General features: G+C 70.6%; 19 protein-coding genes. 12 read left to right on the top strand and 7 right to left on the bottom strand.

Annotated elements, in window-relative coordinates; genetic code table 11:
• Positions 1–242 precede the first annotated feature (242 nt).
• Positions 243–2,261, top strand: coding sequence for an ABC transporter ATP-binding protein (locus FRAQA3DRAFT_RS21530; RefSeq protein ID WP_009741166.1), 2,019 nt, complete (start codon positions 243–245; stop codon positions 2,259–2,261).
• A 24-nt stretch (positions 2,262–2,285) separates the two neighbouring features.
• Here the strand turns inward: FRAQA3DRAFT_RS21530 and FRAQA3DRAFT_RS21525 are convergent, their stop codons facing one another.
• The 3 genes from FRAQA3DRAFT_RS21525 to FRAQA3DRAFT_RS21515 all read right to left on the bottom strand — a co-directional run bounded on the left by FRAQA3DRAFT_RS21525 (position 2,286) and on the right by FRAQA3DRAFT_RS21515 (position 5,950).
• Positions 2,286–3,332 carry a lysylphosphatidylglycerol synthase transmembrane domain-containing protein gene (locus FRAQA3DRAFT_RS21525; RefSeq protein WP_009741165.1) on the bottom strand — a complete coding sequence of 349 codons (1,047 nt, stop codon included), beginning with the start codon at positions 3,330–3,332 and terminating at the stop codon, positions 2,286–2,288.
• Between the two features lie 148 nt (positions 3,333–3,480).
• Complete coding sequence (locus FRAQA3DRAFT_RS21520) at positions 3,481–4,875, bottom strand: glycosyltransferase family 4 protein (RefSeq protein ID WP_009741164.1); 1,395 nt, start codon at positions 4,873–4,875, stop codon at positions 3,481–3,483.
• A gap of 259 nt (positions 4,876–5,134) precedes the next feature.
• Positions 5,135–5,950 (bottom strand): mycofactocin-coupled SDR family oxidoreductase, encoded by an 816-nt coding sequence (locus tag FRAQA3DRAFT_RS21515; RefSeq protein ID WP_009741163.1) that lies wholly within the window; start codon positions 5,948–5,950, stop codon positions 5,135–5,137.
• 164 nt (positions 5,951–6,114) lie between these two features.
• Between FRAQA3DRAFT_RS21515 and FRAQA3DRAFT_RS21510 the strand changes: the two genes are divergently transcribed.
• Positions 6,115–6,750: a TetR/AcrR family transcriptional regulator gene (locus FRAQA3DRAFT_RS21510; RefSeq protein WP_009741162.1), complete on the top strand. Its 636-nt coding sequence runs from the start codon at positions 6,115–6,117 to the stop codon at positions 6,748–6,750.
• Positions 6,751–6,969: 219 nt separating this feature from the next.
• A complete protein-coding gene (locus tag FRAQA3DRAFT_RS21505; RefSeq protein ID WP_009741161.1) occupies positions 6,970–7,629 on the top strand; it encodes a TIGR03086 family metal-binding protein in 660 nt (219 codons plus the stop codon).
• On the opposite strand, the gene FRAQA3DRAFT_RS21500 is transcribed toward FRAQA3DRAFT_RS21505, so the two are convergent.
• The gene (locus FRAQA3DRAFT_RS21500; protein ID WP_035923259.1) at positions 7,614–8,048 is read right to left on the bottom strand and encodes a hypothetical protein; all 435 of its coding nucleotides are present in this window, start codon (positions 8,046–8,048) and stop codon (positions 7,614–7,616) included. The genes FRAQA3DRAFT_RS21505 and FRAQA3DRAFT_RS21500 overlap by 16 nt on opposite strands.
• Before the next feature lie 289 nt (positions 8,049–8,337).
• On the opposite strand from FRAQA3DRAFT_RS21500, the gene FRAQA3DRAFT_RS21495 reads away from it, so the two are divergent.
• Positions 8,338–8,547 (top strand): DUF4236 domain-containing protein, encoded by a 210-nt coding sequence (locus FRAQA3DRAFT_RS21495; protein ID WP_009741159.1) that lies wholly within the window; start codon positions 8,338–8,340, stop codon positions 8,545–8,547.
• Between the two features lie 82 nt (positions 8,548–8,629).
• On the opposite strand, the gene FRAQA3DRAFT_RS21490 is transcribed toward FRAQA3DRAFT_RS21495, so the two are convergent.
• Together FRAQA3DRAFT_RS21490 and FRAQA3DRAFT_RS21485 are read right to left on the bottom strand one after the other, a co-directional pair.
• Positions 8,630–9,742, bottom strand: coding sequence for a PP2C family protein-serine/threonine phosphatase (locus FRAQA3DRAFT_RS21490; protein ID WP_009741158.1), 1,113 nt, complete (start codon positions 9,740–9,742; stop codon positions 8,630–8,632).
• An 83-nt stretch (positions 9,743–9,825) separates the two neighbouring features.
• Positions 9,826–11,310 (bottom strand): amidase, encoded by a 1,485-nt coding sequence (locus FRAQA3DRAFT_RS21485; RefSeq protein WP_009741157.1) that lies wholly within the window; start codon positions 11,308–11,310, stop codon positions 9,826–9,828.
• Between the two features lie 505 nt (positions 11,311–11,815).
• Between FRAQA3DRAFT_RS21485 and FRAQA3DRAFT_RS21480 the strand changes: the two genes are divergently transcribed.
• Both FRAQA3DRAFT_RS21480 and FRAQA3DRAFT_RS21475 read left to right on the top strand, forming a co-directional pair.
• Positions 11,816–12,487: a hypothetical protein gene (locus tag FRAQA3DRAFT_RS21480; protein WP_009741156.1), complete on the top strand. Its 672-nt coding sequence runs from the start codon at positions 11,816–11,818 to the stop codon at positions 12,485–12,487.
• A 150-nt stretch (positions 12,488–12,637) separates the two neighbouring features.
• The gene (locus FRAQA3DRAFT_RS21475; RefSeq protein ID WP_009741155.1) at positions 12,638–12,958 is read left to right on the top strand and encodes a GlsB/YeaQ/YmgE family stress response membrane protein; all 321 of its coding nucleotides are present in this window, start codon (positions 12,638–12,640) and stop codon (positions 12,956–12,958) included.
• An 818-nt stretch (positions 12,959–13,776) separates the two neighbouring features.
• On the opposite strand, the gene FRAQA3DRAFT_RS21470 is transcribed toward FRAQA3DRAFT_RS21475, so the two are convergent.
• Entirely contained in the window at positions 13,777–15,405 is a 1,629-nt protein-coding gene (locus FRAQA3DRAFT_RS21470; protein ID WP_009741154.1) for a mechanosensitive ion channel family protein, read from the bottom strand.
• A gap of 306 nt (positions 15,406–15,711) precedes the next feature.
• Between FRAQA3DRAFT_RS21470 and FRAQA3DRAFT_RS21465 the strand changes: the two genes are divergently transcribed.
• From FRAQA3DRAFT_RS21465 to FRAQA3DRAFT_RS21445, 6 genes are all read left to right on the top strand, one after another.
• The gene (locus tag FRAQA3DRAFT_RS21465) at positions 15,712–16,197 is read left to right on the top strand and encodes a GNAT family N-acetyltransferase (RefSeq protein ID WP_009741153.1); all 486 of its coding nucleotides are present in this window, start codon (positions 15,712–15,714) and stop codon (positions 16,195–16,197) included.
• Positions 16,198–16,265: 68 nt separating this feature from the next.
• Complete coding sequence (locus tag FRAQA3DRAFT_RS38875; protein ID WP_009741152.1) at positions 16,266–17,279, top strand: FAD-dependent oxidoreductase; 1,014 nt, start codon at positions 16,266–16,268, stop codon at positions 17,277–17,279.
• 238 nt (positions 17,280–17,517) lie between these two features.
• On the top strand, positions 17,518–18,417 hold the full coding sequence (locus tag FRAQA3DRAFT_RS35310) for a hypothetical protein (RefSeq protein WP_009741151.1): 900 nt from the start codon (positions 17,518–17,520) through the stop codon (positions 18,415–18,417).
• Positions 18,414–19,556: an aminotransferase class I/II-fold pyridoxal phosphate-dependent enzyme gene (locus FRAQA3DRAFT_RS33455; RefSeq protein ID WP_009741150.1), complete on the top strand. Its 1,143-nt coding sequence runs from the start codon at positions 18,414–18,416 to the stop codon at positions 19,554–19,556. Before FRAQA3DRAFT_RS35310 ends, FRAQA3DRAFT_RS33455 begins: the two co-directional genes overlap by 4 nt.
• Before the next feature lie 26 nt (positions 19,557–19,582).
• Positions 19,583–20,560, top strand: coding sequence for an NAD(P)-dependent oxidoreductase (locus FRAQA3DRAFT_RS31730; RefSeq protein WP_157467557.1), 978 nt, complete (start codon positions 19,583–19,585; stop codon positions 20,558–20,560).
• A 765-nt stretch (positions 20,561–21,325) separates the two neighbouring features.
• A complete protein-coding gene (locus FRAQA3DRAFT_RS21445) occupies positions 21,326–22,684 on the top strand; it encodes a helix-turn-helix transcriptional regulator (protein ID WP_035921287.1) in 1,359 nt (452 codons plus the stop codon).
• Positions 22,685–22,803: the final 119 nt, after the last annotated feature.

The following is a 22,803-nucleotide window of genomic DNA, read 5'->3' as shown; positions in this document are numbered from 1 at the left end:
CGGACCCGACCGACGGGTGGATCGCGTGGATGGCGTCGCGGGGCCGGACGGCCTGGGCGACCGGCGGATCGGGCTTGTCATGGCCGTGGGGACCAGCCGGGTGGGCAGGGGCGTCCGTGCACAGGATAAACACGTATTGTGTTCCCTCTGCTTCAGAATGTAATCTTCCTCTGCGGGTGGTTGTGGTGACGCCGCCTCGGGCAGCCCCAGGCCCGCCCCTGCCGCCCGCGTAGCCTCTCCCCGTGCCCAGCCAGCCGCCGCCCGTCCCGTCGAAGGTGACCCGCCTGCACGCGCGCGTGCTCGCCCGGCTGACCGGCGTCGTCGAGGCACGGCGAAGCGAGCGCTTCTTCGCCGACCAGGGGCGGGTCGTGGCCGCCCTCGTCGGCCTGTCCGTCCTCGGGTCGGCCGCGGTGGCCGCGGGGCCGTTCATCCTGCGCCACCTCATCGACACCTCGCTGCCGACCGGCCGGGTGCGCGACCTCGTCGTCCCCGTCCTGCTGCTGTGCGTGGTGCTGGTGTTCGAGTCGACCGTGCTGTCCGTGCGGATGGCGCTCATCGCCCGGCTCGGCGGGGTCGTGGCGGTGCGCATCCGCCAGGCCGTCAACGCCCACCTGCAGCGGCTGCCGTTCGCCTTCTTCCCCCGCAGCCAGCAGGGCGAGGTGATGACGGTGATGTCCTCGGACGTTCTGGCCGCCCAGAACGCGATCTCCGCGACCGTGCAGGCGGTGATCTGCCGGCTGGCGGACATCGTCGTCGGCACCGTCGTCGTCTTCGCGCTGGACTGGCGGCTCAGCCTCGCCGTGATGGTGTTCGCCCCGGCCACCCTGGTGATCATCCGTTCCGGGCGGCGTCGCCTGGCCGCGCTGTCGCAGCGTCAGCGCGAGCTTGACGGCCAGCTCATGGCCCAGGTCTCCGACACCTCGTCGGTGTCCGGGGCGCTGCACGTGCGGCTGTTCGACCGGGTCGACTACGAGCGGGAGCGGTTCGACGCGGCCGGCGCCGAGCTGCTGGCCGCCTCACGGGAGCAGGCCCGGCTCACCTCACGGGTCCGTTTCCTGGTCAATCTCGGCATCGTCGCGACGATGACCGCCGTGGTCTCCCTCGGCGCCTGGCTGGTCTCCTCCGAGCGGACGACGCTCGGCACGGTCGCCGCCCTCGGCGGCGCGCTGCTGGTGTCGTTCGGTCCGCTGTCCTCCGCGGTCGACCTGCGCTCCGAGCTGGCGGGCGCCGGCGCCTCCTTTCGGCGGATCTTCGCCCTGCTCGACGTGCCCGAGGACGAGGCCAGGGCGATGTCCGCCGGGTCGCCGGCGCCCGTCGCGGCGCCCGGCCCGGCGCCCGATCTCCTGGCGGCGGGTTCGCGGTCCCGGCCCGCTCCCGCGATCGCCGTGCCCCGGGCGCCGGCCACCGGGCCGGGTGCGGACGCGTCGCCGGCGGGCCTCGACCTGACGCTCGACGACGTGTGGTTCGCCTACGACCAGGCCGTGCCAGGGCCCGCGCGGGCGGCGGACGCCCCGTCCTCCGACTACCCCGCCCCCGCCGCCCCTGCCCCCGACTACCCCGACGCCCCCGCCCCCGACGACCCGTCCTGGAACCTGCGGGGGGTGACGCTGCGCGTCGCCGCGGGGACGACCACGGCCGTCGTCGGCGCCAGCGGAGCCGGCAAGACGACGATCGCCTACCTCGCCAGTGGGGTGCACCGCCCGCAGCGGGGCCGGGTCCTGCTCGGCGGCGTCCCGCTCGCCGCGATCCCGCCGGCCCGGCTGCACGCGGCGGTCGGCGTGGTCCCGCAGGACCCGCACCTGTTCCACGACACGATCGCGGCGAACCTCCGCTACGGCCGGCTGGACGCCACCGACGACGAGCTGCGGGCCGCCCTCGACGCGGCCAGCCTGTCCGCCCTGCTCGACCGGCTGCCCGACGGGCTGGCGACCCGGGTCGGCGCGCGGGGCTACCGGCTGTCCGGCGGCGAGCGCCAGCGGCTCGCCATCGCCCGTGTCCTGCTGCAGTCGCCGCAGGTGCTGGTGCTCGACGAGGCGACGTCCGCGCTGGACACGGTCTCCGAGGCCGCGGTGCGCACGGCGCTGGACCGGCTCGCCGTCGGCCGGACCTGCCTGGTGATCGCCCACCGGCTGTCCACGGTGATCGACGCCGACCGCATCTACGTCATGGATCATGGCCGCGTCGTCGAGGACGGCACCCACCATGGCCTGCTCGCCGACGGCGGCGCCTACGCCCGCCTCTACCGCCCGAGTGCCGGCTGACCGGCAACCGCAGCGCGGAGCCGGTCAGAGATGGCCACGGCGGACCATCAGCGCAAGCACGCAGGCCGAGGGCGCCATCGGCAGCCACACGGTGATCAGCCGGTAGCCCAGGACCGCGGCGAGCGCGACGGCGGCGGACTGGCCGGCGGCGATGATCGCCGCGGTCAGGGCCGCGTCGAGGGAGCCGAAGCCGCCCGGAGAGGGCACCAGGGCCGAGGCGGCGCTGGCGGCGAAGTACAGCGCGAAGACCGCTCCGACGCCGAGCGGGAGGTGCAGCGCGCGCATGATCGCCCACAGGGTCGCGGCGTGCAGCAGGGGGATGGCCGTCGAGCCACCCCACAGCATGGCCGCCCGGCTGGGCGAGCGGATCGTGGAGCGCATCGACCGCAGATGGTCGACGATTCGTGCCCAGACCCCGCGGGCGATCCGGCGGGCCGCCGGCACCAGCCAGCCCAGCAGCGCGGTGACGGCGACGGCCGCCGCGGCCACCGCGACGCCCAGGGCCACCGGGCCGCCGTCCGGCAGGTGGGCGGAGTCCATCGGCAGGAATCCCCCCGCCAGCAGGACGGCCAGCACGGCCAGATGGGTGGTGACCCCGGCGGTGGCATCGAGGCCGACCGCCGTCAGGGACTCCCGCAGGGAGAAGCCGTGCCGGTGCAGGAAACGCAGCTTCACCGCGCCGACCCCGAACCCGGCGGGCAGCACATGATTGGCGACGCTGCCCGCCACCTGGGCGGCGAGTAGCCGGCGGACCGGCAGCGACCGCGGCACCGTCCCCTGCTGGCAGGCCGCGCCGGCAACCCAGGTGAGCTGGGCGACGGCGACCGCGCCCAGCAGCCAGAACGGATGGGCGCTGGTCAGCGCGTCGATGCCGGTCCGCACCGTCGACCACGACCGCACCAGCCACACCGCCGCCACCAGCGGCGCCGCGCAGGCCAGCAGCGGGCGCACCAGCCAGAACCGGCCGCGGCGGGGCGCGGCGGCCACGGCCACGTCCCCGCTCGGGCCGGCGTCGAGGGCCGGCGCGAGCATCGCCCCGCCGCCCGCCGCCTCCGGTGCCTGGCGCCTCATGGTTCTCCCGTCCTGGCGTCTGCGTGCTCCCGGTACGGCCGCGGCCCCCGGTGCCGTCGCCGGTTCCGGTGCCGTTGACCTTGGTGCCGTCGTTGCGTCCACCTGGTTCCCGTCCGCCTGGTTCCCGTCCGCCTGGTCTGCGGTCGTCTCAGGGGCCTTGGCCCACGTCGACCCGGTCCGCTTCGATCCCGTTCGGGATGACGCCTTCGGAAGTGATGCTCCCCGGCATGTCCTCGTCGAGGACTCCGCGACGCGCTGGTGCCGGCTCACAGGAGTGTGCCGTGACCGGGTCGAGATCGGAACCCGAGCCCCCCGCGAGCAGCCCGGCGAGGCGTCCGGCGAGCCCGCCCCAGCTCCAGGCCTCGCGCATCCATTCCCGCCCGGCCAGGCCCATCCGAGCGGCCCGGTCGGGGTCGTCGAGCAGCTCCACCACGGCCCGGGCCACGGCGGGGGTGTCCCGGCCGTCGACGACCTCGCCGGTGCGGCCGGGCAGGACGACGTCCGGCGCGCCGCCCTGGGCGCCGGTGATGACGGGCAGCCCGCTGGCCGCCCCCTCCAGGGAGGACAGGCCGAGCCCCTCCAGATCCAGGCCGAGCCAGCGGGTGCGCGACGGCATGGCGAACACGTCGGCGGCGTCGAGGTAGGCGGGCAACTCCTCCTCGCCGACCGCGCCGGCGAAGTGCACCTCGTCCGCCACCCCGACCTGCCCGGCGAGGCGGCGCAGCCGGCCCTCGGCGGGGCCCTGCCCGACGAGCAGCAGGCGGGCCCCCGGGTGGCGGCGGCGCACGGTGGGCCAGCCGCGGATGAGGGTGTCCTGCCCCTTGCGCGGCACCATCCGGGCCACGCAGATCACGACCGGGCGGTCCGACCAGCCCAGGGTCCGGCGGATGTCGTCCCCGCCGGCCCCCGGCCGGAAGCGGCGGGTGTCGACGCCGCCGGTGAGCCGGGCGAGGGTGGTGCCCGGCGGGGACACGGCGACCAGCCGGCGCCGGGTGAACGAGGTGAGGTAGGTCAACACGTCGGCGCGGGCGGCGACGGAGCGCACGAGCGACCAGCCCACCGGCAGCCGGGACCAGGCGACCTCGTGCCCGTGGCTGGACGCCACCACCCGGGTGACGCCCGCGTCGCGCAGCGTCGGGGCGAGCAGCCCGTACGGCGCGGCGGTGGGGAACCAGGCGGCCTCGCAGCTCTCGGTGCGCACGAGCGAGCGCAGCAGCCGCCGGGACCGCGGCGAGGTGAGGATCCGCTCGCCGGCCCGGACCACCGGGAAGGGCAGCGTGCGATCGTACGCCTCGGCGCCGGGCGCCGTCGGCGCGACGACGACGACCCGGTCGGCGGGCAGGCCGGCGGTGAGGTGGCAGGCGAACGTCTGGATGCCGCCGAGGACCGGGGGGAACTTGTCCGCCACCACCAGCGTCCGCGGCAGGTCGACGGCACCCGCGGCGCCGGCCGGCCGGGAGCCGGGGGACGCCGCCGGTGCGGGCACGACGCCGGCCGGCGCCGCGGACTCGTCCGGCCCCGCCGGGCGGGGAGTACGACTCACGCGGCGTCCGGCCGGCGGAGGGGTACGGCGTGCGGCGGTGGGAGGCAGGCGTCGTCCCGTTCGACGGGCAACGACGGCAGTCGGCGACCATCCATGAGGGGAGATGATTGCAGGCGGCCGGTGTGAGCTGGATGAGTGCCGCGAATGGGATGCGCCCAGCGGCGGCTGACCGGCTGGCGGCGGCCGGCGGCGGTGGTCGGCGGCCCTGGTCGGCGGCCCTGGTCGGCGGTGGTGCGTCAGGCGATGCCGACGGGTCTGCTCAGCGCACGGCGAAGCCGGCGTCGATCGGCAGGGAGATCCCGGTGACGTACTTCGCGGCGTCGGAGACCAGCCAGGCGACCGCGTCGGCGATGTCCTCGGGCTGGAGGATCTCGATGGGCAGCGCGTTCTGCATCGCGGCGGTCGCGTTGTCCGATTCGGCGAGCAGCTTCGCCATCGCTTCGTTCATCGTCATCCCGGTCGCGACGCCGGTCGGGTGGATCGTGTTCACCCGGATCCAGTGCTTGGCCAGGTCGTTCGCGAGCACCTGCATGAGCCCGACCAGGCCGCGTTTGGCCGCCGTGTACGCCTGCGGGCCGGCGGCCGGGCTGCCCGTCCCCCTCAGGCCCGCGCTGGAGCTGGTCAGGATGATCGACCCGCCGCGGCCGCCCTCGATCAGCGCCGGTAACGCCGCCCGCACCGTCTTCCAGACGCCGGTCAGGTTCGTGTCGATGATGTCCTGCCACTCGGTGAACGGGTCCGCCTCCGGCGACAGCCGGATGATCCCGGCGTTCGCGATGACGATGTCCACCCGCCCGAACTCGGCCAACCCCTCCCCGAAGGCGGCGGAGAGCTCGGCGAAGTCCCGCACGTCCGCCCGGCGGGCGACGATCCGCCCGCCGAGCTTCTCGACGAGCCCGACGGTCTCGGCGAGATCCGCCTCGGAGGCGTTCGGATAGTCCATCGACGCGATGTCGGCGCAGATGTCCACGCCGATGATGTCGGCCCCTTCGCGGGCCAGCCGCACGGCGTGCGCCCGCCCCTGTCCGCGGGCGACTCCGGTGATGAAGGCGGTCCTGCCGTCGAGCGTGCCCATCCGGCACTCCTTCCGGAACCTGGATTTCGCGACCTGTCGGTGTATCGCAGATCACAAACGTTATTGCGGACACTGATCGTCCGCAAGGGCTGCCGCCGGCCGCCGCGCGATGATGGACCGCAGGCGGTGGGCGACACCGCAGGCGGAGGGCGACGAGGAGATCGATGGCGCAGACGACGACGAGGCAGGCCGTGCGCGGGCGGCCCCGGGACCCGGACCTGCAGGCGCGGGTCCTCGACGCGGCGCTGGCCGAGTACGCCCGGTCCGGCTGGGCGGGTTTCACCATGCATGCCGTCGCCGGGCGCGCCGGGGTCGGCAAGTCGTCGATGTACCTGCGCTGGCCGACCAAGGAACAGCTGCTGGCCGACGCGATCGACGCCTACACCCGCCCGCTCGTCGTCGACCACGACACCGGCTCGCTGCGCGGGGACGTGCTCGCCCTGGCCTCGAGCCTGCTGGCCCACTTCCTCGACCCGGTGGGCTGGATCACGGTGCGCATCGCCGTCGACGCCGCCGTCGAGGCCCTCGACCTGGGCGGCTTCCACGAACGGATCGTCACGAAGCACAACGACGCGGCCCAGCGCATCGTCGACCGGGCGATCGCCCGCGGCGAGCTGCCGGCGGGGGTTGACGGCCGGCCGCTGCTCGAAGGCCTGTTCGGCGGCGTGCTCATGCACGCGCTGGCGATGCCGCCGCACGAGCACGCCGCCGCCCGGTCCGATCTCGCCGCGCACGTCACGCCGCTGGTCGACCTGCTGCTGCGCGGAGTCGGCCCGGCGGCGCCCCCCGCGGCCGGCTGACCGCGCGGGCCGGGCCGCCGCGAATGCGCCACCCGATCCGCGCGGCGGCGCCCACCTGCCCCCTGGCACTCACCCCACCCCCCCGCGGGACCACCCGATCCGGACCGGGCGGGGTCGGTTGCGCGGCCTGACCGTCTGGGTAGGCACTGGACGGGGTAGCCGCGGCCGGGTGCATCGGCTCGGGGGCGATCGGCCACGCGGCGCGGAAGGAGCACGGCGATGGTGGGCACGCTTACCGTCACGGAACGTCGCAGCTGGCTTGACTGGGCGCTGGACACCTTCGACACGCAGGTGCGGGCCGTGCCGCCCGGTTCCTGGGAGGCGCCGACGCCGTGCCGGGACTGGGACGTGCGGGCGCTGGTCAACCACCTCACCGTCGAGCACCTGTGGGTCCCGCCGTTGCTGGCCGGCCTCACCCGGGAGGACATCGGTACCCGGTTCGACGGGGATCAGCTCGGGGAGGACCCGGGCGCGCGCTGGACGGTGACGGCCCGCCGTAGCCGTGACGCCTGGGACCGGCCGGAGGCCTGGTCGGCGATCCCGATGCTGTCGTTCGGACCCACCCCCGCGGACGAGTACGCCTTCCAGCTCACCGCCGACCTGCTCATCCACAGCTGGGACCTGGCCCGGGCGATCGACGCCTCCGGCCGGCTGCCCGGCGACACCACGTCGGCGCGGACCGTCGGCAACAACCGCGAGCTCGTGCGCTGGGTCCACGACAGCCTGCGCCGGCAGATCGACGCCTGGCGAGTCGTCGGCATCTTCGCCACCGAAGTCTCGGTGCCGGACGACGCCGACGAGTGGACCCGGCTGATCGCCCTCACCGGCCGCTCACCGGACTGGCAGCCCCGCCTCGACGGGCGTCAGCACAGGGGGTAGATGAGGATCGGCGCCCCTGCCCCGCCGGCCGCGGCGGTCGGCGGGGCCGAGCAGCTGCGCAACGGGGCCGGGGTCGTCGGCGTGGGGGAGTCGCCGGCACCGGGCGCCGGGTGTTTGACGGCTCCGGACGACGCGGTCGGCGTCGGTTCCGGCGACGCCGCGACGTCCGACGACGCGACGTCCGACGACGGCCGCGTCGCCACCCCCGAGCCGTCATCCGCGCCGAGGCGGCCGATGGCCGCCGACAACGCCCCCGCCGAGCCGGCCGAGCCGCCGCCGTCGCGCCCCCAGCTCACCTGCACGCCGGACACCGCGATCAGGCCGCCGACCGCGAACGCGGCCACCGCGCTCATCACGATGACCAGCACGACGAGCAGCCGCACGGTGCCGCGGTCGCCGGAGTCCGCCGCAGCGCTCACCCGCGCCCCCGGCGACCCGGGGCGTGGGCGGCCCGCGCGGGCCACCTCCCGCCGGCTGGGGGGCGTCGGCATCGGCTGGCGATCTCGACATCCCTGCGCATGGGCCGACCGTAACCGATCGAGTCGGCTCCGTGGGGCGGTGGGGCGCGGGCCGCCGATGTCGGCCGAAAGACGACTGGTCGCTCCTGTGTCGCTTGATGGTTAGGCCGGGGAATTCGGGAGACAAAGGCGATATCGGCGCCGCCGGTTCCTCGTACTGACCGAGGCTGCCCCATTCCGGAGGTTTGTGATGGGTCTGCGTTACACTCGCCGACCGCGGTACGGACCGTTTCACGTCAACATCAGCGAGCGGGGGGTGTCCTCCGTCACGCTGAAGCTCGGGCGGGTCTCCTGGCGGGTCTGGTCGCGCAACCGTCGCGGCGGCCTGTCCAGCGTCGACCTACCCGGGCCGTTCTCCTACCGGCGGGAGGGCCGCAGCCGCCGGCGGGCCGAGGGCTAGCCCCGGCCCCGGTGCAGGGGCGGCCCGCCCTCGACGTGGCAGCGGCGCGGTCAGTCGGCGGCGCGGTCGGTCGGCGGCGTGGTCAGTCGGCGGCGGTCCGTGCGGCCGGCGCGGTGACCGGGGCCGGTTGCCGTTCGGCCAGCAGGACCGCGAGGTCGTCGTGCAGAGCCCCCCCGGCATGGGCGCCGAGGGCGGCGATGAGCCGGTCGAGAGCCTGCTCCTGGCCGCTGCCCCGCAGCAGGTCCAGGTGATCGTCCAGCGGGAAGAACCGCCCCTGACCGTCCCTGGCCTCGATCAGCCCGTCGGTGAACAGCAGCAGCCGGTCGCCGACCTCCCAGTGCGCGGTCGTGACGGTGAACCGCTCGGCCAGCCCGAGCGGGGGGCTGGGCGAGCGCAACTCCAACGTCGCGGACCGGTCCGCCGAGACGAGCCGTGGCGGATGATGGCCCGCCGAGCACATGCCCAGCCGGCCGTCGGGATGGATGTCCAGGACGAGCGCGGTGACGAAGTCCTCGAGCCCCGCCTCCCGTCCCACCGCGCGGGCGCACGACGCCGCCACCTGCTCGGGGTCCAGCCAGGTCACCGCGGCCTCGCGGAAGGCGCCGAGCACCACCGAGGCCAGCCGGACCGCGGGCAACCCCTTGCCCCGCACGTCCCCGATGATCACTCTGATGCCGTTCGCGGTCGGCACGACCTCGTAGAGATCGCCGCCGACGGACGCCTCCCGCGCCGCGGACAGGTAGCGGGCGGCGAAGCCGGCCCCGTCGAGCCGGCTCGGAACCGCCGGCAGCAGTGCCCGCTGCGCGACCTCGGCGACGGCCTGGACGCGGTGCAGCTTCGAGCGCTGCCGATCCCGGTACACACAGATGTAGACCGCGATCGCGGACTGGACCAGGACCAGGATGATCGCGGCGATGTGCGGCTGCGTGCCGAAGCGGTGGTCCCAGAGCCCGGAGAGGACCGCCACGACCACCGTGAGGCCGCCGATCCCGGCGGTGATCAGGGGTGGGCAGGCGGCGGCGAGGATCAGCGGCCCCAGGCCGAAGTATCCCGTCAGCGCGACGCCGGGCCCCAGATCGACGACGAGGGCCAGGACGAGCACGGCCGCCCCGGCGACGAGCAGGCGCAGGTTCTCCGGACCGCTCACCCCGTCGGCTGCTGCGGGTGCGGCAGGGTCCGTACGGGCAGTTCGCATGGCTCATTCTCCCGAGCAGACCGGGCGTTCGACCACGCACCCTCGCAACCCGGCCGTCGGGTAACGGAAACCTTTCCAGAAGGTCAGGTGGCGTGGGCGGAGCGTTCGCCCGGGTGATGCAGGTGCCAGCGCTCGCTGTCCTCGACCTGCGCGGCCAGGGAGATCAGCAGGGCCTCGCTGCGCGCCGGCCCCATGAGTTGGGCGCCGACCGGCAGACCGGCGGCGGTGCGCCCGGCGGGCACGTTGACGGCTGGCCAGCCCAGCACGTTCCACGGCCAGGCGAACGGGCAGGCCGCCACGATCGCCTGGTCGGTGGCCCAGTTGGTCTCCCGGCTGAGCTCGCCGATGCGCGGCGGGGGCGTCGCCGTCGTCGGCGCGAGCACCACGTCGACCCGGCGGAAGATCCTGCCGATGTTGAGCCGGGCCAGCGGCTCGGCCGCGCGGGTGAGCGGCAGGAACGGGCGCAGCAGACGGCCGGTCCGGGCGTTGGCCACGGTCCGCGGGTCGAGCTGGGACGGGTCCGGTACCCGTCCGCTCCAGTCGCGGATGCCGTCCATGGACCGGGGGAGGAAGAGCGTGCCGAGCAGGCCGTAGGGCGGCTCCACCGCCACGACGTCGTGCCCGAGCCGGGCAAGCACCCCGGCCATCCGTTCCACCGCGGTGCGCACCGCGGGATCGAGGCTCGCCGGCATCCCGCTGTAGGGGCGGTGCAGCGACAGCCCGATCCGCAGCCGGGGCGGGGGATGCCCGGCCGCGGACAGGAACGGCTCGACCGGCGCCGGCGGCCGGTCCCGGTCGACGGGCAGGCTGCCGGCCAGGACGTCCAGCAGCAGGGCGCCGTCGGCGACGGTCCTGGTCAGTGGGCCGTAGACGGTGAGGCCGTTGAACTGCTCGCGTACGGGCGCGCTGGAGATGCGACCGCGCTGCGGCTTGATCCCGACCAGGTGCGTCCAGGCGGCCGGGATGCGCACCGAACCCGCGCCGTCCGAACCGATCGCGCCGGGCACCAGGCCCGCGGCCACCGCGGCCGCCGCCCCACCGGACGAGCCGCCGGGAGAGTGGTCCAGGTCCCACGGGTTGCGGGTCACCCCGAAAGCCCGGCCCTCGGTGAACGGCCACTGGCCGAACTCGGGCGTGTTCGTCTTGCCGACGATGATGGCCCCGGCGGCCTTCAGCCGCCGCACCATCTCGCTGTCCCGCGCCGCCGGGGGAAACTCGCCCACGGCGCCGAAGGCCGTCGGCAGGCCCGCGATGTCCGTGTCATCCTTGATCGCGATCGGGACGCCGAGCAAGGGGCGGTGACGGCCCGCCGCCGGCCTGTCGTGGCCGTGGCTCGCCGCGGCCGCGAGCTCCGCATCGGCCGCCGCCGCCTCCGCGAGCGCATCCTGGGCCCGGACCCGGCGGAAGGCGTTGAGGGTCGACTGGGTAGCCTCGATCCGGTCCAGCGCGGCCTCGACGAGTTCGCGGGAGGACACCTCGCCCCGCGCGAGGCGGGCGGCGAGGGTGGCGACGCCGTCGAGCGGACCGTCCCGCTCCGGCCCGACGAGCACCCCAGGCGCGTCCGACATCAGCCACCCCCCTGCCGCCTCGGGCCTGCTGCCCGCACCGTAACCGACCCCGGGCCGCTCGCCTCGCCTCTCGCGCGATACCTCCCATTGTCCGTCCCGACCACCGGTTTGGGAGAGACATGAGGAAGAAAACGGTTTAGCGCCCACCACTCCGAGATTTGGGTCATATCGTGCGTTGTCGGACAGGTCTTTGGGTCGCTGCCGTATCACGCACCCCACATCGTGTTATCAACATCGTGGACGGGGTACCGGCGTCGGCAGAACGGATCGTGAACATCTCGCGGCGGTACCGCGGGCGTCCCGGCGGCCACCACCGGGGTGCCGGGCCGCTGCGGGCCACCGCTGGCTTGATCGGGCGGCCGGCTCGGTGGCCGGATGGGGCGGGCCCCGGCGCCGGGTCGGCACGGCGATCGCCCTGCCGAGCTCGCCAGACCGCCGGGATCCGCAGGCTGTCGAGATCGGAAGACCTCGAGACGAAGAAAGACGATCAGGGAGGAACCACACGATGTCAGTGGACCCGAACCCGGCGACGCCGGACCCCGCGCCCATCACGCCGCCGAACGGAGCGGTGCCCTCCGCCTCCTCGCCCGCCACCGCCTCCCCGCCCGCCACCGCGGCCGCATCCTCTCCTGAGCCCTCCCGGCCCCTTCCGTCCTCGGCCACCACCGGGGCCCCGTCTGCGGCGGCCGCAGGCACGGCGGGCGAGGACGCGTCGAGCGAGGGCGCGTCGGACCAGGGGGGATCCGGATCGGGAGAGGCGCCGAGCGCCCGGGACCGGGTGGTGGTCGGCGCCACCGAGGTGCGCGAGCGCGTCAGCGGCGCGGCTGCGACCCTCGCCCCGCATGTCGCGGCGGCAACCGAGCGGACCCGCGGCGCGGCGGAGAAGGCCGCCGGGACCGTGCGGGAGAAGGTCGCCGAGAACCCCCGGTTGGCCGCCGCGACGGAGCGGACGCTCGGCGCTCGTGACCGGGCCGTCGGAACCGTGCGTGAGCGGCTCGCCCAGCATCCGCAGGTGAACGCCACGGCCGAGAAGACCCTCGCCACCAGCGGTAAGGCAGCCCGTTCCGCCGGGCAGCGGGCCCGGAACAACCCGCGGGCCACCGGTGGCGTGCTGGCCGGTACCGCGCTGTTGCTGCTGGTCCGGCGAGCCCGCCGGCGCCGCCGCCGCGCCGACTGAGCACCGCCTGCCCGAGGTGGTTGGGTCGCTACGTCCCCGCCCTCTTCCTCCGGCCTGTTCCCACTGGACCGGAAAAGAGAGTGCATAGCGGTGTTTATGCCGTTCGGGTGCGGGGACAGAAGACTCAACCACCTCGGCAGGGAGAATGAAATGGTCACATTCGTCGTCGTCATGATTCTGCTCGGTCTGGTTGCCGGCGCGGTCGCTCGCGTGGTGCTGCCCGGACCCGATCCGATCGGTATTCTCGGCACCATTGTCGTGGGCATCATCGGTTCATTCGTCGGTGGTTTCCTCGGCTACGTCCTGTTCAACAAGGACATTGGCGAGGGCGCTCTCCAGCCGTCCGGGATCCTCGGCTCCATCATCGGCGCCATCCTGGTGCTGCTGATCTGGCGCAACGTCGGTGGCCACAGCCACAGCCACAGCCACGGCCGGTCGCGTGGTCGCAGCCGCCGTTACGCCCGCCGGTGACCGGACCGACCGTCGGTCACGGCGACACCGACAGGTGATCTCCGGGACTGCCGAGAAGCCGACGGCCTCGAGGTCGGCGCGCAGCGGGATCGTGAACCCGTACCGCGCCGACCTCGCCCGCCGGTCCCGCCCGTCAACCGGCCCGGACGACCAACCTGCTCCGTCCGCCGCCAGCGCCTGCCCGTGCACCAAGTCCCTCCCGCACCGGTCCGCCCTCCACAGCCCTGCCGCCGGCACCTCGGTCCCGGCGGCTTTTCGCTGTTCTCGGCAGGCCGGGACGCCCCGCAGTCACTACGCCCCTGCGGCTTCTGCGCGCCGGCTCTGCCACGTCCGGCCTCTCGCCGTGGGCGCATGGCAGGCTGTTCTGCATGATGATCAGCGATTCGTCGCAGGCCAACGATGCGATGCTGGTGGTGCGTCCTGGTCTGACGGATGCTGAGCTCAACGAGTTGTTCGGTGCGTCTTGGCCGACTCATGGGCCGACCTCCTTCGCGCCGATGCTGTCCCGCGTGGCTGCATGTCGATTACGAGCCGCACCTGGAGACCTTCTCTGGGCAGTGCGGATTTCGGCCAACTGCCGCTGGACTCATGCGGCTTCGAGTGGAACCTGCGTCCTGACCGGCAGTTGGTCCTGACCGGCAGTTGGTCCTGACCGGCAGTTCGGTATGTTCGGCGGTTGGGCCCCGCCGCTACCTCCCCGTCACCGGCACCACAGAGGGTGCCGCCGGGCAACGTGACGGTAGCCAGAACCCCGAAAGCGTCGGATCCGACCGCGGGAGTCGGGCGAGGCAGTGCTGCCCGCGGTCTAGGCCGCCGTCTCAGCCATCTTGCGCGCCGGCTCCGCGGTCGGTACGGCCGGCGGCGTCCGGGTCCCACATGGCCCGCCTCCCGGCGCTCGAATCGTCGCGGCCGTCGTCGCCGTGGTGATCCGGGGGGTCGGCGGTGTCGTGGTCGGGGGTCTCACTGAAGTCGCGCGCCCGCTGGGCGGCGTCCGGGCTGGCGCCGGAGAACAGCCGCGCGTCGTCGGCGGCGTCGGCGTGGGGGGGATGCGGCCCGTCCGCGGCATTGCCGGTGCGGCCCGGGTCGGCCGGGTCGTCGGGAGTGCGGGGCGTCGGTGGCAGGTGGCTGCCGTGGCCGTCCCGGGTGGACAGGGTGATCGTGGTGATCGGCTCCCAGCCGCGCCGGGCCCCGTCGCGCTTGCGGAGCCGGTCGCTCGGCGCGCGGCCGCGGTCGTCCCGCTCGCGCAGCAGGGTGCCGACGGCGCCGCCGTCGCGGTCGCCGGCTCCGTCACGGCGGCTCTTGGCACCGTAAGGGCCGGCACCATTGTGCCGGTCTTCGTCGCGGTGGTCGTCGGCGAGGCCGAGGTGGCCGGGGCCGGAGAGGTGGGCGGCGGCGTCGAACTCGATGCGGGTCCGCGGCAGCGCGTGGGGGTGGTTGCGCTGAACCCACAGCACGAGCGCCTCCCGCACGTGGCAGCGCAGGTCGAAGGTGGTCGGGCCGTCCTTGCCACTGACCAGCACCCGGATCCGGATGTGGTCGCCGACGGCGTCGGTCACCTGCAGCACGCAGACCCGCTGGTCCCACAGGTCGGTGGCCTCCAGGACCCGGTGCATCTCGGCGCGCATCTCCTCGAGCGGGACCTCCCAGTCGAGGTCCAGCTCGACCGCGCCGAGCACCGCGGACTCCTTGCGGGTCCAGTTCTGGAACGGCGTCGTGGTGAAGTACGTCGACGGCAGGATCATCCGCCGGTCGTCCCAGATGTGGACGACGACGTAGGTCAGCGTGATCTCCTCGATCCGGCCCCACTCCTCCTCGACGACGACCACGTCGTCGACCCGGATGGCGTCGGTGAACGCGAGCTGCAGGCCCGCGAAGACGTTGGCCAGCGAGGTCTGGGCCGCCAGGCCCGCGACGATGCCGACGACGCCGGCGCTGGCGAAGATGCTGGCCCCGGCGACGCGCACGCTCGGGATCGTCATGAGCATCGACGCACCGGCGATGATCGAGATGATGGCGACGGTGATCCGCCGCATCAGCGTGACCTGGGTGCGCACCCGCCGGGCGTGCCGGTTGTCGACGACGTCGACCCGGTAGCGCGCGAGCGCCAGCTCCTCGAAGACGAACGCGAGCACGGCGATGCACCAGCCGATCCCGGCGATCAACAGGATGTCGCAGACGTGGACCGCCGGCTGTGTCCAGTCCTGTTCGTGGGTGGCGTTGAGGCCGATGAGCAGCGCGAGCAGGATCAGGGTCAGCCGGACGGGCCGCCGGCCGCGGTGCGCGAGGTCGGCGACGATCTGGGAATGCCGGCCGATGCGCAGTGCGACCCGGTGCAGCAGCATGGCGGCGGCCACGGCGACGACGACCGCGCCGACCAGGACCGTCAGCACGGCGATCGTCGACTGCATGTTGGAGAAGGACAGATCGGGCGCGGCGCTTACACGCACAGGCAGGCTCCTCGTCCCTGGGGGGCATGGTTCCCCGGGTGCCCTGCCCCTGATCCGGCGGCTCATGAAGTGATCCGCGCCATAGTCAGGCGGAGGTGTTAACCGCCCGAGGGCATTCGCGTCGGTCCAGGTACACCGGGAGACCACTTCGGGGTAACGGATCGCAGATTGTGTGCGGCTGTATGCGCTGCGGACGATGATGGAGGCGGAGCGCACGGATCACACGGATCGTGGACGCGATGGAGCCAGGCCGGCGACCGCGCCGGCGGACGGCGCCGGGCCGCGCCACGCTCACCGGAGGCGGGCATGGGTTCCTTCCCGACCATCATCAGGCAGGTACAGGAAAAGGATCTGGCGGCCCTCACCGCGCTGGATGAGATGATCTTCGGCCATCTTGCCTATCCCTACTTCGTCCTGAGACAGATCTTCGACGTGCACCGCGGCGAACTGCTCGTGCTGGAACAGGCGGGCGGGATGTGCGGATACTCCATCGCGGTCAACTCGACGACTCGCGGCCTGGCCTGGTTCCTGGGCCTGGGGGTCGAACCGGACAGCCGCGGCCGGGGGTTCGGCCGACGGCTCGCCGGCGCCTCCCTCGACCGCCTGCGTGCGCAGGGTCTAGATCGGGTCCGGCTCACCGTGGACGGTGAGAACGTCGCCGCGGTACGGCTCTACCGCCGGCTGGGTTTCGTGCGGCTCGGCGAGATCGCCGATTACCTCGGCCCCGACGAACACCGCCAGATCCATGAGCTGGCACTTCATGGCTCTGTCGAGCGGGGCGCACCTGGCTGACCGGAACGACCAGCGAGGCCGCGATGACTCGTTAGCAAGAAATCTTCGGAACCACCCGAGACCTCGAGATGAGGCCCGGCCGGCTCGACCCGATCAGAACACATACAAGGGGAGAAGCAGGCTATACTGCCGACATGGCTATGGGGCAAGAGGTCCTTGTGCTCGGCTCGGGCGTCAGCGGTATGACGACAGCGCTGTGCCTAGCCGAGGCGGGCGCCAAGGTCCGCATAGTCACCGCGGAACCGTACCAGCGCACCACCTCTGCTTTAGCAGGCGCCTTATGGGGCCCGTACGTCGTCAACGATCCTCGAGTGCTCGAATGGAGTATCCGCACATTAGAGGAAGTAAGGCCGCTTTGTTCTCTGGATCGCACGGGCGTTAAGTTTGTGCATGGTGGAGAAGCGACTCGCGTTCCAATGGAGCCGCCTGAATGGTTGCACCAGTTTGATGATTTTCGGCTCAGTTCAGCAGCCGAGACGCCGCCTGGATATATCGGATCCTGGACGTACTCTGCCCCCATTTTCGATATGCCCGTCTATCTTCGCTACCTTGACGAGAGACTGCGCAGTGCCGCAGTACAGGTCACAGTTCTATCGCAGCCCTTAAGATCCCTTCAGGAGGTAACACCGTACGCAAAGATTGTGGTGAACTGCACCGGTCTGGGAGCGCGGATCCTGGTACCAGATGAAACTCTACGTCCGAGCTGGGGGCAATTACTCGTAACTGAAAATCCGGGCCTCACGGGTTTCTTCTCCGACTACCCGGAGGTAGACGAGCCGACGTACTATATAGCACATGCGGACCATGTAATTCTCGGCGGATGTGTATTCGGGGAACACGTTGATGTAGCCACGGCAAACGCTGCGGCTGTCAAAATAAGGAAGCGTTGCTCTGCGATCGAGCCCCGGCTCTGCGGAGCCAAAATTTTGGCCAGTCGCTCTGCCTTCCGGCCGGTTCGACCCGAGGTGCGGCTGGATCGAACGATCGTCGACGAAACCGTGATTATCCACAACTACGGACACGGTGGATCCGGGATAACCCTATCCTGGGGATGCGCGAGGAGTGTTCAAGCGATGCTCTGATCGACGAAAAATGTTCGTGGTAACGGCCAAATAGATTACATGAAGACCGGCTCGTTGGGTGTGGCAAGGAGACCGCAAAACGTGACGAAGTAGGATTCTTTGTAGCCGAAGCCACATGGTGTCTTCTCGTTCTCGCGCAGCGCCGATATATTTCGGCGTCGCTGCCCACGCCTGCGTCGATGCTGGCTGCAAGGGTCGCGAACGACCGACCGACCACGGGTGGGAGGAAACAATCGAAGTGAAGCCGTTCGGGTTTCCGTCGTGTCTGGCGGAATACCTCCCCGATCCGTCGGAGCCCGTCGATCGGTGGTATCAGGCAGCGAACTCGTCCAATGTCTCCACCACCCTCCGCATCATCGAAGAACTCGGACTCTCGGCTCCTGCAGTATTAGTCGACCCTTTCGCTGGGGCTGGTAGCCTCGCCGTCGCCGCCCGAAGGCTTGGGGTGCCATTCCTTGGCATCGAATGCGACCCCGTACTCGTGTCGGTCTGCATGGCGAAGATCTTTTACGCTGGCAGTGACGGATCTGATCGATCGGCCCGCCACCACGAGTCCCTGGCCGACGAATCTCCCGGCCAGAGTGTGCTGCCCATGGGTATCGAACCACATGTCGCTCTAGTACGTGAACTTGCTGCGAAGCAAGGGCACAGGCTCACTCATCACGATATCGAGACTGACATCACGACCCTGCCAGGATCGGCCGCTGGTTCGTCGATGGTCTGGGGCGACGCCACCCAGGAAATGAGCTGGACGGATCTCCAGCGGATCAGCGGGCAGGTCGTCATCTATACGTCGCCACCCTTCGGGCCGGCGTCGCCCAGATCTGATGCCGAGCCGGACCTTGTTATTCAGGCAGTAGACGCGCTCTCAAACTCGGGTCTGCGCGGGCCAGAGCGTCCCCCTGATCGCAGGGTGCCCTACAACGATCTGGTGATTGCCGTGCTGAGGAACGCGGAGAAGCGATTCCCGGGAGCGCGTGCGATTATCGAGCACGAACCTGACGACGCCGGCCTCAGTCAACTTCCTGAACTCGTCGGCCGCATCGCTAATTCGACCGGTGCCAGGGTCGAGGCGTTGTTCGAGACGCGGCGATTCTCGGCTCGAGGCATGCTGTCGATTTTGGTGTGTGATCTATGACCAGAGTGGTCCCCAACCTCACGCTCCTAGAGTCGGTCGCCCTCAGGTCGACGGCAATAAATCTTTCTGATGGGCACGCCAGGCAGAGCCTTGGAGTCGGCACCTCGCTGCATATTCGCTCCCTTCTTTCCAGCCTTCTCGACGAGTCTCGCCGTGACCAATCGAGTGCTGAGCGGAAATTCTTGGACTCTCTTACCTCGCACACCGGACAGGCTTACAAGGAGCCGTCATTCATCTTCTACTCATCGTCCGTGGCATTGACAGTGGTCGGCGTCTTCCTGGCGTCAACTGGTCGCTCTGTCGGCGTCATCTGTCCGACGTTCGACAGCATTCCGGGCCTTTTGAGACTGCTGGGTCTGTCTCTTATACCCGTACCTGAGGCACGCCTCATGCCGTCTGTCGACTTTACCTACCTCGACTCGCTCGGCCTCGGTGCGTTGGTGGTTGTCACACCCAACAACCCGACTGGAGCGGGACTAGGGAGAACGGCGGTGCGAGGCTTGTTCGAATGGGCGGCTGAGCGACGGGTCCACCTTGTTTTCGATCTCGCCTTCAGATGGTTCGATGACGACATGAGATGGGACGTCATAGCCGAGGCGGACGAGTACGAGGTTACGGCCGCATCACTGGACGACACCGGGAAAGTGCTGTCACTGCTTGACACCAAGCTGAGCGTTCTCTCGGTCACACGGAATCTCGTTGACACTATCCGGGAGATACAGAGCGAATTCCTGCTGAATGTGTCCGAGCTCAGTCTGCGGCTACTCGGCGCCGCTCTGGATCCATTGCGTGCCGACAATGAAGTCGCGACTGCCAGAGAGATTGTAGCCGTGAACAGGCGTAGGCTCAATGACGTCCTCGCAGCAGCTCTGCCTGCGAGTCTGCTGTCTGGGTCGGACGATCACATCACCTCCCACCTGAGCATCGCCTGGGTCGCCGTCGGACCTCGCCGCGACGAGATCGTCCAGCAGTGCCGTTCCAGAAACCTGGAGATTCTGCCAGGCGACCGCTTCTCCTGGTGCGGATCGGCGCGATGTGCGGGCGGTCCAGATCGGATACGCATTGCCTTGCTCCGCGACGAGGAGTACTTCGCGAAGGGGGTCGGCGTCCTGGCTGACGTACTCGGTGAGGTTCGGTGATCCGAGGCGCGTCGAAGACTGTGCTCGTGACCGGGAGTGACCTGGTCACGCCGGCCGCTATGGAGTACCTGGAGAGTCAAGGGCACACGGTCCGACATGTCCGAAGCGATGACTTAGCCGAGGCAGAGCTGCACCGTGCGCTGATCGGCGCCGCGGGCTATATCATCGGAGGTAACGAGGCCGTATCCGCGGAGCACATCATCCGCGCGCACGAGCTGGAGGTCCTGGCATGGACCGGTGTGGACTATGCCAGTCGTGTTCCTGGCTGGCGTACCGCGTCTGATCATGGCATCGCGGTCGTGTACACCCCTGGTGCCAACGCGCCAGCGGTGGCCGAGTTCACCATGCTCCTGACGCTTGCGATGCTTCGACCGTTCACCACGCGGATTGCCGGCGGGCCGACTCCGACGATCGTCCCGCCTGCGGGCCGAGAACTCGCGACTAGAATGCTGGGAGTGATCGGCCTAGGGCGGATAGGTTCGCGCGTCGCATCCATCGCCAGTAATGGATTCGGCATGCAGGTGTGCTACTCGACGCCACGACGCGACCGACCTGCAGAGGAGTTGTTCGGCGTGGAGTACCGCCCGAGGAGCGCTTTGATGGCCGAGTCGGACGTGATTACTCTTCATCGACCGGGCCTGCTTCCAGGCGAGCCCCCCGAAATCGGGGCTCTCGAGTTGAGTCTCATGAAGAACGATGCGGTTATCGTGAACACCGGAAGCCCTGAACTGGTCGATCTCGAGGCGCTGGTAGGAGCGATGCGTGACAAAAATATTTCGGTCGCCTTCGACGGTATAGGCAGCGGGCCCTCGTGGGACCATCTGGTCGCACTCGGCCCCGACCGATTCCTGGCGGTTCCGGAGATGGGATTCAGCTCCCGGGAAAGCAACGACCGAGTTAGCTCGAACGTGGTGCGCGACGTTTCCGCCGTGCTGAATGGAACCCAGCCCGACTCGGTGGCCAACCCGGACTTCAGAGCTGTGCGGAGACATCTCAGGCCGTGATCGGCCTGGCCGAGTGTGGCCTTCTGGGTGGCTGGTCCCACAAGTGGTGGTTTCCGTCGAAGAGAGCATCGCAGGGCCAGCGCAAGGAGCCTTGGTGAGTTCTCGAGGTCCAGTTCTCAGCGAGGCATGGTCGCTCAACTCATGAGCCGGCAGCGTCTGAGCGCCGAGTCGGAGTCGGCTTCGCATCGGCACGGGGTGACTCCGGTTGTCTGGCTTGCGCACCGGAGAGTCCGCCCGCGGCCGACAGCAGGGCGGCTACCAGGGCGAACGGCCACGAGTCGAGGGGGACAACGTTGAGAGCCTCGACGGACGGTGGCGCGAGAGCAATAAGGTACGGCGCCCACGTCAGTACACGGGCGCGCCCCAACCGGCTGGCCCGCAGCCGAGCCGTTCTGTCTGCACGCGGGCGTCCGTCCGGCTGGACGTCGAGGTCGTCCTGATCGGTCATGTGAGCCTGCCTCCTTGGTGTTGATGGTCAGCGTCAAGGAGTCGTGTCAAGTTGGCAAACGGGTCCTGTCGGGCGCGCGAGCCGCGTTCACCTTTGCACGCGACGCGCGCAAACCGCGGTCCGCCTACTTCCATGCCCTGGCGGTTGGCAGTACTGTTTCCGTAACGCTTGTGGATTGCGAGGCGATGGGCTCTGCATTGCGTAGCATCCGCTCAGCAGCGGAGGGACAAGCCATGGGTGAGCGTCATAGTAGTTCATGCGGCCGTCGGATAGCGCTGGAGGCTCGCGCTCGAGGCGGGTCGGAGTATGAGGCGGCTGTGGCCGTCAGCCAACACTGCGGAGTTTCGCTGCTGCGCGGCCACAGGGTTGCTCACGGCTATACGCTGGCTGAGGTCACTACGCTACTGAAGGGCGAGCTGGAAAGGTCAGGGACTCCTAGCCCGGGCCTGGCGCACCAGACGGTGTCGCGCTGGGAGACGGGATCGGACTTTCCGACGATCGTCTATCTCGATGCCCTCTGTAGGCTCTATCGGTCGCGGCCGGACAGGCTCGGGTTCGGCCGCGACTACTCGTCGGACGGGCCGGTGGCCGCCGGGCATGTCGTCGCTGAGCCCTCGAATATTTCGAGCGTCGCTCCGAGAGAGGAAGGCGACGGTGAGGCGGTAAATACTATAAGGCGGCGTGAAGTGCTGCAGGCCGGCGCGTTGAGCCCGGCGCTGGTGGTCGCCGCCGCAACCGCCGGGTCACCTGAGTATCCGCTGGACGAGCTGGCGCCACCGGCAGCCGCCGAGTTTCTTGAGCGGCGAGCTGAGCGCAGCGGTTATGAGATGTATACTTCGGCTCCGGTCGACTTCGTTCCCGATCGCATGACAGACCTCGCCGCGATACGGCGGTTGCTGCTACGCGGCCAGCTGCCGCAGGTGCGGCGGAGACTCCACCGTGTCGCGGCGATCAACGCCGGATTCATAGGGATCAGGCTCACAGACGTCGCTGGAGTGCAGGAAACTCTGAACTGGTTCCGCACCGCCCGGCAGTGGGCCCGAAGTGCGGAGGATCTCAGCATTGAGGCCTGGGTAGCCGGACATCTGTGCGACGCGCACTCCTGCTACGGGTACGGACTTGTGCAGGGCCTGCAGGCCGCGCAGGCTGCGCAGCTTCTGAACGGTGGCCGTGCGAGCTCGGCGGCGCTGTTCGGCTTCCTGTCCGAGGCCGGCGTCCAAGCCCGCCTGGGCCGGCGGCACGAGACCCTCGAGGCGGTGCGCCGTGCGGAGCGGGTCTTCGACGCACTGTCTCCGGGCCACATCGCCGCCGATGGAATCAGGATTCCTGAGTACTTCTTGCGATGGCACCAGTCCAACGCGCTGAGCGTGATAGGCGAGGGTCGACTAGCCGACCCACTGCGTCGGCGCGCGTTGGAGCTCCCGCTGGGACGAGGTGATCTCGTGGGCCGTGCCCTGCTGCTACTGGACCAGGCCACGCTCGCGTTTCAGGCCGGTCACGTGGACGAAGGTGATGAGCTGGTCAGAAGTGCCTGGCAGCAGACTCCGCGTGAGCTGCAGGTGGGTCAGGTGTCGACGAGGACAGCGAGCATCCTGGGCTCGCTGGGACAGGCCCAGTCGGCGACCAGGACGGTTGCGGAACTGAAGGAGTACCTAGGCTCGCTGAACCGTGGGTGAGTCTGTCCTGGCGCACTGTTCTGCGGCAGCCGCGCGCTCCACCGGCTCTGGTCATGTTGCCGCCGCCTCTGAGTACCACTCTGGTCGAGCGGCCATCGGCAACGCGCACTGTCTGCGGT

The organism is Frankia sp. QA3 (assembly GCF_000262465.1).
In the GTDB taxonomy this organism is placed as follows: Bacteria; Actinomycetota; Actinomycetes; order Frankiales; family Frankiaceae; genus Frankia.
Note: the sequence above shows the minus strand (reverse complement) of the source record. Positions and strands in the feature narration are given on the sequence as shown.